Source organism: Marinagarivorans sp., from assembly GCF_982758155.1.
Genome location: NZ_CEXWTU010000069.1, coordinates 11033 through 21052, shown reverse-complemented (window position 1 = coordinate 21052; position 10020 = coordinate 11033). Strand labels below are relative to the sequence as shown.

At 43.2% G+C, this 10020-nt stretch carries 6 protein-coding genes and 1 tRNA gene; 6 read left to right on the top strand and 1 reads right to left on the bottom strand.

From position 1 onward, the window contains the following. Positions 1-151 precede the first annotated feature (151 nt). Together AC3A8L_RS09795 and AC3A8L_RS09790 are read left to right on the top strand one after the other, a co-directional pair. The gene (locus AC3A8L_RS09795; RefSeq protein WP_487962068.1) at positions 152-364 is read left to right on the top strand and encodes a hypothetical protein; all 213 of its coding nucleotides are present in this window, start codon (positions 152-154) and stop codon (positions 362-364) included. A 145-nt stretch (positions 365-509) separates the two neighbouring features. Then, positions 510-1343, top strand: coding sequence for a hypothetical protein (locus tag AC3A8L_RS09790; RefSeq protein WP_487962067.1), 834 nt, complete (start codon positions 510-512; stop codon positions 1341-1343). A gap of 35 nt (positions 1344-1378) precedes the next feature. Here AC3A8L_RS09790 and AC3A8L_RS09785 read toward each other — a convergent pair. Beyond that, positions 1379-1453, bottom strand: a tRNA-Cys gene (locus AC3A8L_RS09785). Positions 1454-1741: 288 nt separating this feature from the next. Here AC3A8L_RS09785 and AC3A8L_RS09780 point away from each other — a divergent pair. The 4 genes from AC3A8L_RS09780 to AC3A8L_RS09765 all read left to right on the top strand — a co-directional run bounded on the left by AC3A8L_RS09780 (position 1742) and on the right by AC3A8L_RS09765 (position 9392). After that, entirely contained in the window at positions 1742-2701 is a 960-nt protein-coding gene (locus AC3A8L_RS09780) for a D-2-hydroxyacid dehydrogenase (RefSeq protein ID WP_487962066.1), read from the top strand. Between the two features lie 305 nt (positions 2702-3006). Next, positions 3007-5973, top strand: a complete 2967-nt coding sequence (locus AC3A8L_RS09775; RefSeq protein WP_487962065.1) for a DEAD/DEAH box helicase — start codon at positions 3007-3009, stop codon at positions 5971-5973. Between the two features lie 226 nt (positions 5974-6199). Continuing rightward, positions 6200-8068 carry an ABC transporter transmembrane domain-containing protein gene (locus AC3A8L_RS09770; protein ID WP_487962064.1) on the top strand — a complete coding sequence of 623 codons (1869 nt, stop codon included), beginning with the start codon at positions 6200-6202 and terminating at the stop codon, positions 8066-8068. 151 nt (positions 8069-8219) lie between these two features. Beyond that, positions 8220-9392, top strand: a complete 1173-nt coding sequence (locus AC3A8L_RS09765) for a hypothetical protein (protein WP_487962063.1) — start codon at positions 8220-8222, stop codon at positions 9390-9392. The last annotated feature ends 628 nt before the right edge of the window (positions 9393-10020 follow it).

The following is a 10020-nucleotide window of genomic DNA, read 5'->3' as shown; positions in this document are numbered from 1 at the left end:
GTAGGGGAGTCGATATCAAGTATTAGTGGATGAAATATTGTTTCCTCGTCCCTAAGTACTTTTTGCGATAACGCCATTGCTGGTCTAATCTCAGGTATAGGTTTCCGTGTTTTAAAGACACACAAGTAATAACCCACCAAGAGAGGGCAACATGCTGACCCGTTTTTTAGTGCTTTGTACCGTATCAGTTCTGCTAGCGGCTTGCGGTGATAGCCAGTTATCTGGATTAGACAACGCCGAGATAGCCGCCAAACGCGATGAATGCGTACGACAAAATCCAACCTCCCCCGGCCGTGCTACCGGCTGCGAAAACATTCGTAAAGAATGCGAGCGCCGCCGTAAGAACGGCAACTACGCCTGCTAGGCTAAAGCCCTCCTCATAGCACGTTATATCCCCCACCAAAGACCGCACCTTTATTCTAAGGGGTGCGGTTTTGTTGTTTATGCTCGTCTATTTTTCAACAATAACCGACATATTACCGAGCTAAAGAACAAGGGGCTTGCATTACATGCCATACACCATAAAAACCTTCACTAAACAGAGTTTACTGGCCGCCTTATGTATAGCGATATACGGCTGTGGAGCAGGCTCTTACGATAAAAATCAACAGGTCACCATTCGAGATAAACATACGATTGCCTATAGCATAAGCGCCGAAAAACGCCTGCACCCGCGCTTACTGCTCCAAGGCCAAATAAATGATTTTAGTATTTCAGACAGCCAAAAATTGGTCGACGATGGGCGTTATCTAGACGTTGTTCGTGCGAACAATACCATTTGGGAAGGACCGAGTACGTTAGAACAAAAAACTAATATGCGTGATATGGGCCTTGTTCTGTTCGCTAGCCCCGTAAATAACGAATTCTTAGAAGTTAATGTCGGTGCTGGACTTCGCTATTTAGAGGGCGACCTACTCTTAAATACTGTAGCGCAACAAGAATCTATCAGTATTATCAACAAATCCGGTTTATCTATAAATTCATTCGTAAAGTATAAATTTTCGCCAGCTTTAGCTTTCAGCGCTAGCGCAGCGACTGGCCATTTCGACAGCGATAGAGGATCTCGAATGGCTAATGTAGATATTCACTGGACTCCCATTAAACATATTCAGTTTGATTTTGGACTTTTTTATTACGGTTACTCAAATAACCTGCCCGAACGTTATGCAAGCACCAGCGACTACCAGCTTCAATACCGAAGAGTCTCTAGCACCATCAACGAAGAACCGATAAGTTCGTGTACAGACGACCTTACCCACCGCTCCTGCCCGCAAGGCAATTATGACTCAGGCCTTCAAGTAGAAACGAAAGGTTTAAAAGCTGGGGTGACTTTTGCGTTTTAATTATAGTGATGAATTATCACAATAATTATTATATTTGGAGGCTAGGACCGGAATCGAACCGGTGAAGAACGGATTTGCAATCCGGTGTATTACCACTCTACCACCTAGCCAAAAAAAACCTCGGGAGCTTGCGCCAACCGAGGTTTTTAATCAACTAAGTAGGCGATAGCGCCTCTAGAATCTTAGAAGCACGCAATTATTGTTACTGATTGAGCAGCAACATAAACAGATAAAATTAATTGCGAAATTGTACTTCATTAGTGTTTCTCTAGTAGTTAATGCAAAAGTTATAGGTAACTAAATAATAAATTACAACAAAAAATTTATTATTTTTAAACTATTACAGCTCTATATACTGTGGTAGTGTCGCAACTCACGACCAATTAGCGACCACCGCTATGAATATAGTATTTCTCGACAGAGCCACAATCGGCCCGTCTATTCACTTTCCAAAACCGGCCTTTAATCACCATTGGACCGAGTATCCACAAACCACTCCCAAGCAAACGATTGCACGCTTACAAGGCGCCAATATTGTTATCACGAATAAAGTTGTTATCGATAAAGCCGTATTAGATGCCTGCCCAACACTGCAATACATCGCCATCGCCGCCACGGGCATGAATATTGTCGATTTAGAGGCATGCACGGAGCGGAGAATTACCGTAGCGAATGTAACCGACTACGCAACGCAAGATGTTGCCGAACATGTCTTTATGTTAATGCTGGCTTTAACAAAACAATTAAAAGCCTATTCATACGCAGTGGAAAAGGGCCAATGGCAGGCCAGTGAGCAGTTTTGTTTCTTTTTAAATAACCAGCAACCTATTGCCACCTTACGCGGTAAAACACTGGGATTAATTGGTACAGGTAATATTGCCAAAGCAACAGCAAAAATTGCAGCGGCTTTTGCTATGAATATTATGTATTACAGCCCCAGTGGCCGTAAAAGCATTGATGGCACTGCCTGTGTTAGCTTTGAAACTTTGCTAAAAACATCAGACGTGGTTTCTATTCATTGCCCCCTCACAGAAAACACTCAATCTTTAATTGACCCAAAAGCGCTAGCATTAATGCAGCCAACCGCACTACTGATTAATACCGCGCGCGGTCCCATTGTCGATATCAATGCGCTATTAAATGCCTTACGGGACAATACCCTAGCCGGAGCAGGCCTTGATGTTTTACCCGAAGAACCTCCCGCAAAGAACTCCACCATTATGCAAGCGCTGAATAATCCGCGTTTAATTGTAACGCCACACACTGCATGGGCTAGCCACAGTGCGATGCAAACATTAGCCAATCAACTTATTCACAAAATGGAAGCATTCGTTACAGCTCAATCACTCTCAGACTAAATATGTTTAAGGGGCGAGGCAATAATAGATTGTCCAATTAGGCGCAGAGGGCCTGCAGGGAAGCAGGTTATTAGAATAACGCATCGAGGCAGGAGCCTCTTATTAGACATTGCAGGAGCACAATGTCGGGGAGCAGTTATCGAAGCGGCTTTCTCATCGAGGCACTTAAAGGGGCGCATGCCGGGGCATGTAACGCTTTAAGTAACGAAGAAGAGGAAGTAGAGAACAAGCATTAGTGGATAATGCATTATTTCCTCGTCCCTAAGCACTGTATAATCATCGCCTTTTGATTGAGTTCCTCACCAATGAGCTTTTTGGCACAACTGCACGCGCAACAAAAAACAACACCCTCCAGCCATGATAGCGCGCTGCAGCTCTACTATTTACTACGCATAAAGGATGCGCCGCTAGCCAACGCATTACCTCTTTTAGAGCTGCACTTGGTCGTCGCCGAAAGCTCTGGCGATACACACGAAGATACAGCCGTTAAAATCAAAAGCGGTAAGCCCTATAGCCCACAACATCAGCACTTGAGTTTACCACCGGCCTTTATTCAAAATGCCGATAAAGCCATTTTGCAATATTTACTGGCCAACCCGACACAAGCCGGTTGGCCGCCAATAAAAACTCAAGTGGTCAATACATTCTGGCAGGAACTCTGCTCCAGCGAGCGCGTCTATTTACAGCATCATGTGCAAGCTATACCAATGAAGATTAGCTCTGGTACAGTCATAACATCCACCTTAGATTGGCAACAATTACCCAACGGTACACAGCAGTTACTCCCGCAGGCCACCGATAGTATTCAGTTATTTCAAGGTTATGATGAATTAACTGTTTTTGCATTAAATGCAAAGCCAGAAAAAATGGATATCACACTCTGTGATTTAACCGTTCGGCCAAATAGCAATGATTCATCTCAGCCGTTAACGTTGATACAAGAACAAGAAATAATTACGACGTTAAAGGCTTTGAATTACTCATTAATCGCTGAAGACATTCCCCAATTTTTAGATAAGTACAGTAACAAGTGGGCAGCGCTAAAACTTCCGCTACCCTCCTTAGCTTCCGCTACCCCACTAGATGCGCAGGTTAGGGGCGGTATTCTGTGTGACAACATTTACCATAACGGAAAAAATACTGATGTTATAAATCTAAACTTTGTTTATATCAGTAAGCATTACTGCACATGGTTTAATGAAAACGATTCAGTAGCTCATTATGTTGTATTAAATGATGCGCTCTTTTATTTTCAACGAAAACCAGAACTCGAAAAAGCCTTTAAAAAGCAATTCACTAAAAGCTGTAAACCCTTTGATTTAAATACTGTTGGCTTTAGTGCTTCGCAAGATGTTATTTGGCAACAGTTTTTTCTACAAGAAAAAATAACATTGGATAAGAGTGGTTTTATCTTTCGAATCGACAATAACTTTAAACGCCACTATATCCAAACAGAAGGCTGGCTCAGTGAACTAACAAAAAGTAGTAGCGGTTTTTTACAAGTCGATCTATTTTTACAAGTTCATAATGAAAACGGCGATAAAGAAAACATCAACCTACTTGCTTTACTAGACCAAATTCAGCAATACAATTTATCTAATAGCACAGGCGATATACAGCTCACACTCAACGATGGGCGCATTATTTTAATGCCCGGCGAGCGTTTAATTTCACTGACAGAAGAATTTGGCGATTTATTAACGAGCGGTCGTGGCAGCCTTAGTTTTCATCCCAACCAACAATCCCGATTACAACAACTAGAAACCCTACTGCCAGAAAACAGCCATTGGCAAGGTGATATCGAAGCTTTAGATATTAGCCGGCAATTAAAACAGCCCCCCACTGTAGTAGAGCAGGCCGACTGTGGCGTTAACGCTACGCTAAGACCTTACCAATGGCTTGGGGTTTGCTGGGTGCAGCATCTTAAAAACTGCGGTGTAAATGGGCTTCTTGCCGACGATATGGGTTTAGGTAAAACGCTACAAACCATCTCGCACCTTAGTTTAGAGTTTGCCAATAATCCAAAGCAGCTGCCCGCATTGGTAGTCATGCCTACCAGCTTACTGCATAACTGGCTTAATGAATGCACCAAGTTTGCACCGCACCTTAAGGTGCTTATTCACCACGGTACTAGCCGTAAAATGTGCTACGACGATCAACCTCACCATATTTTGTTAACGTCGTACCAACTCATTATTAACGATGCGACTTTTTTCGAAAAAACTGAATTTAGTTGGTTAATTCTAGATGAAGCTCAAAACATTAAAAATCCGCGTACCAAAACGCATATGGCCATTAAAAATGTACAGGCACAAAACAAATTGTGTTTATCGGGCACACCCGTAGAAAATAACCTTGTTGAGCTATGGGCTTTACTCAACTTTTTAATGCCTAACTGCTTGGGTAACCTAAACGACTTTAAATTTCACTATCAAAAACCCATCGAACAAGATGGTAATAGTAAAAAAATGGAGCAGCTATTAAAGCGAATATCACCTTTTATGCTGCGCCGCACCAAACAAGCCGTCGCTAAAGACCTACCCAAAAAGACCGAAATACTGCAAACCATCGACTTAGGCGAACAACAAACACAATTTTACGAAAGCATCAAAAATAATACCTGGCAAGAACTCCAACAAAGTTTAGAAGGCACTGAAAACCAAGGCGAACAACAACTTTTTGTTTTAAGCGCATTATTAAAACTGCGCCAAGCCTGCTGCGACCCAGCCTTGCTGGGTGATGCCAGCATTCCCAGCGCTAAACGCCAACACTGTATAGAAATGGCAACAGAACTTGCCGCCGAAGGCCGAGGAATTTTAATCTTTTCACAATTTACGACAATGCTCGATATTTTGGCAGAAGATTTAAAACGGCTGGGGATAAGTTACGGTTTACTCACAGGAAAAACGCAGAAACGACAAGACCTTGTGGATAAATTTCAAGCAGGTGAATTCCCCGTATTTTTAATTAGTTTAAAAGCCGGCGGCGTAGGCCTAAACTTAACCCGCGCCGATACCGTAATACATTACGACCCTTGGTGGAACAGCGCCGCCGAACAACAAGCCACCGACCGCGCCCACCGCATTGGGCAAAAAAATGCAGTATTTGTGTATAAGTTAATCGCCGAAAATACCATAGAAGAAAAAATAGCCGCATTACAGGCGCGTAAAGCAGAATTGGGAAATACGATTAATAACCAAGCGCAGCAAACAGGGGCTAAATTTTCAATGAAGTTGGAAGAGTTATTGAGCTTGTGGGCAGAAGAAAAGTAAATAATTTAACATCTTAGCCTTTTCGCTACGCCGCCCCGGTATAGATTACATTTCTGGCATAGCCGTTCCAATGCCACCAAGTACTTAACTAATGCAATAATCTATCAAAATTGACAACTGATCATTACTTTACCGAAGTTAAATTTAGGCTAAAAGGCCACACCCAGAACTACCTATTATTTCAGCTATCAATAGACTACTACTGATAGCTATAGCCGAGCCCACTATGACAAAAAATACCAGCCCCGGAAGCACTCAAGACAATAGCGTATCAAGCCCGCTCAAACAAAACGATAGCGTTGCGGGTAAAGCCAATTCACTCTCGGTACTATTATCACTTTGGCAGTTTATGCGCCCCTACAGTAAAACGTTGCTGTTCGCGGGCCTAGCTCTGGTGTTTACCGCGGCAATTACTTTGTCTATTGGCCAAGGGGTGCGATTATTAATTGATGAGGGCTTTGTTGCTCAATCAAGCGATGCATTAACCAGCGCTGTTGTAATAATTATTGGCTTAGCATTTTTAATGTCACTAGGTACTTATACGCGTTTTTATTTAGTCTCTTGGTTGGGCGAACGGGTAGTGGCCGACCTACGCAAAGCCGTGTTTGATCATATTATTACACTGCACCCGAGTTATTTCGAAACTAACAGAAGCGGTGAAATAATGTCCCGCCTCACCACCGACACCACTTTGCTACAAAATATTATTGGTTCATCTTTTTCGATGGCGCTACGCAGCACACTAACGTTTGTGGGCGCATTGGTACTTTTATTATTCACCAACTTAAAGCTCAGCTTAATTGTATTAATTGGTGTGCCATTAATACTGCTACCGATAGTGCTTTATGGCCGCCGTGTACGAAAACTCTCAAAAGATAGCCAAGATTCTATCGCCGATGTGGGCTCTTACGCCGGCGAGATCATTCAGCACATTAAAACCGTGCAAAGTTATACTCATGAGGAACATGAAAGCCGTGCTTTTGCTCGTGAGGTGGAAGGCGCTTTTGTGGTCGCTAAAAATCGAGTTCGCCAACGCGCTTTATTAATTGCCATTGTCATATTGTTAATGTTCGGCGCCATCAGTGGATTACTGTGGGTAGGCGGTAATGACATGATTGCAGGGCGAATGAGTGGTGGCGACCTGGCCGCTTTTGTTTTTTACGCCATTATGATGGGATCGGCTGTTGCGACTATTTCAGAAGTGTATGGCGAATTACAAAGGGCAACCGGTGCCACTGAACGTCTTATTGATTTACTCAATGTTAAAAGCTTAATACCCGTTCTAGCCAATAAAGCGATAAGTAGTATTCAGCCAAACAATAATGATCTTGTGGCCGAAGCGCCATCAGAAATACCGCTACTAATGTTTAAAGACGTAAACTTTCATTATCCATCGCGGCCAGATACAGCTGCTTTGCGCGATTTAAATTTGCATATTCATTCTGGCCAAAGTTTGGCATTGGTCGGGCCTTCTGGTGCGGGGAAATCGACATTATTTGAATTATTACAGCGCTTTTATGATCCCACTAAAGGCAGTATTCATTTGAACGGGGTTGATATTAAAGAACTTGATACAGCCACCTTACGTTTACAGTTGGCTGTAGTACCGCAGGAGCCTGCACTGTTTACCGAAAATGTTTGGTACAACATTCGCTACGGTAAACCCGATGCCAGCGACGAGCAGGTTATTGCAGCCGCCAAAGCCGCGCATGCCCATGAATTTATTGAGCAGTTACCTGATGGCTACAACAGTCACTTAGGCGAGAAAGGTACGCGCTTATCCGGTGGGCAAAAACAGCGGCTAGCCATTGCCCGTGCAATACTAAAAGACCCTAAAATACTCTTGCTCGACGAAGCCACCAGCGCACTGGACGCCGAAAGCGAACACCACGTACAACAAGCATTAGATGTACTCATGAAAAATAGAACCACTATCATCATTGCCCACCGGCTATCAACGATATTACACGCCGACTCTATTGCCGTACTTGAACAAGGTCAACTGGTAGCTCAAGGTAACCATGAGACGTTACTCGAGCACTCTCCACTCTATAAACGGCTTGCCGACTTACAGTTTCAGGAGTCGCGTGTTTAGTTGCTTAATGGCTTTCCATAGCCGTGCCTAGAGACTAGCTATTAGCTTTGCATAATAGTTAGTCCTTACTTACATTAGAAAGCCTACCCTTCGCGTGCTAAAACCATTAACATCGGCACCCCTCAAAAAACTCAAGCTTTGAACCCGCCTTATGATAAACATTGCCGCTGTTGATAACTTTTTAGGCCAACATGGACAGTTTAATTTATTAGACTGGTTATTAGAAAACGGCCACCTAGCCTACAGTGATTACGAGCAATGGCGTTACGGTAAACAAACCGTTTTAACCCTCCTGATCAACCTCGATAAAAAACAACTTATTGAGCTAAGTGGTCAGGCGAATAAACTGTGTAAAAAATTAAAATTATGCGAGGAACAGCAAACCTATTTGGCCTGGGATGGGCAACAGCAAAAATATTTACGCATTGATACTGATAGCGTACTACAGGAAGCTTTTTGTAAAAAATGGTTGCGTGCACAAGATGTACCGCAGCTTGATTTATTTATGGATAATTCGGCCATTGTTACCGAAAACAAATTATGTGATGCCTTAGCTAACCGCCAATTTGATAATGCCAGTGCATTCATCAAAGAGTTAACCAAACTCAATCCCAATAACAATAAGCTGGGTGGTTATCAAAGCTTATTACTCTACAGCCAACATATTACGCAAAACACTGAGATTCCCGTAGAAGCCATTACAGCGGAACTTGCAGGCTTAGAAGATGAAGTATCGCCTTTGGCACAAAAGCTTCTTCAGCGTGGCGCTAGGGACTACCTTGCAGTAGCGTGGAAAAGGTTTGCTAATAATTTAGGTGATATTCCCTATGATTCGAATACCCCTAAGTTACACACCAGTTATGCCATTGCCCAAATTCCCGATTGGCAAACCGTCACCCGGCAACTCTTAAACGAAGCTTTAACTTACGAACATTGTGAATTGCTCGTTCGCTTAGCCAATGCCTTTTATTATTTAAACGACCAAGCAAAATCACGCTTTTGCTGGGCACTGGCCTTTGAACGTTTTCCACAGGAAGCTGAAAAAGTCATTGATAAAACTAAGCCCATTAGCATACTCAGCCTATGGGATAATTTTTGTGATTTAAATGACGCTTGGCCCGACGTGTTTTTTGCTGGGTTTATCCTTGCCAGCGAACCCAGCCTTGTTTATCAGGCTGAATATTTTCCCGGCTTTAGTCAATCAACAACAAGATTAGTCGCCGATTTAATGACAAAGAAATTGGCCGGTGACGATGAAATTAGTGCACGACAAAATATACAAGATTATAGTCCTGCATTATTGCGTATGGTGATGTCTGTTTAGCTGTTGCCCCTCTAATTTAAGGCAAGAAAACCAAGCCCAGCTTATGGGACGAGGCAATAATAGCTTATCAATTAGGGATGGGATAGACATTCTTATCGAGGCTCTTAAAGGGGCGCATGCTGGGCATATACTTTGAGCAACAAAGGTAAGGGTATCGATATCAAGCATTGGGGGATGAAATATTGTTTCCTCGTCCCTATAGCTTAATAATCTGAACACTCCCTTGGCGAATGTACTTGCCATTCGAAAACTGTATGTACAAACAGAACACGCATGATATTATTATGCCTGAGCAAAACCCACCCACAAACAATGAGTGCCTTGTGCGTGGATGTCTGTCGCGGATTTAAATTTGACACTACTACTTCCTTGTAACCGAGCCCACTGGGTTTGCGGCATTGGATGCAACCTTGCGTTCGGGTGGCTGGCCAGACGATGGGCTGATTGATGTAGCCCTGCAAAGCAGCGGTAGTGAATGGTTATTGTGATTGCCCTAGCTGAAAAACCAAATGCAAGCAAGCCATACCATTGCACTGATTAATGTACCCCGGATACCCTATGCAGCAAGCTTGGTACAAGCCGGTTTAGCGCTCGACCATTTATTGTCACGCCCAAGCGAGTACGACAC

Bases quoted from the DNA above. Each gene is read 5' to 3' on its own strand.
- AC3A8L_RS09765 (WP_487962063.1), top strand. From the start codon at position 8,220: ATGATAAACATTGCCGCTGTTGATAACTTTTTAGGCCAACATGGACAG.
- AC3A8L_RS09770 (WP_487962064.1), top strand. From the start codon at position 6,200: ATGACAAAAAATACCAGCCCCGGAAGCACTCAAGACAATAGCGTATCA.
- AC3A8L_RS09790 (WP_487962067.1), top strand. From the start codon at position 510: ATGCCATACACCATAAAAACCTTCACTAAACAGAGTTTACTGGCCGCC.
- AC3A8L_RS09780 (WP_487962066.1), top strand. From the start codon at position 1,742: ATGAATATAGTATTTCTCGACAGAGCCACAATCGGCCCGTCTATTCAC.
- AC3A8L_RS09795 (WP_487962068.1), top strand. From the start codon at position 152: ATGCTGACCCGTTTTTTAGTGCTTTGTACCGTATCAGTTCTGCTAGCG.
- AC3A8L_RS09775 (WP_487962065.1), top strand. From the start codon at position 3,007: ATGAGCTTTTTGGCACAACTGCACGCGCAACAAAAAACAACACCCTCC.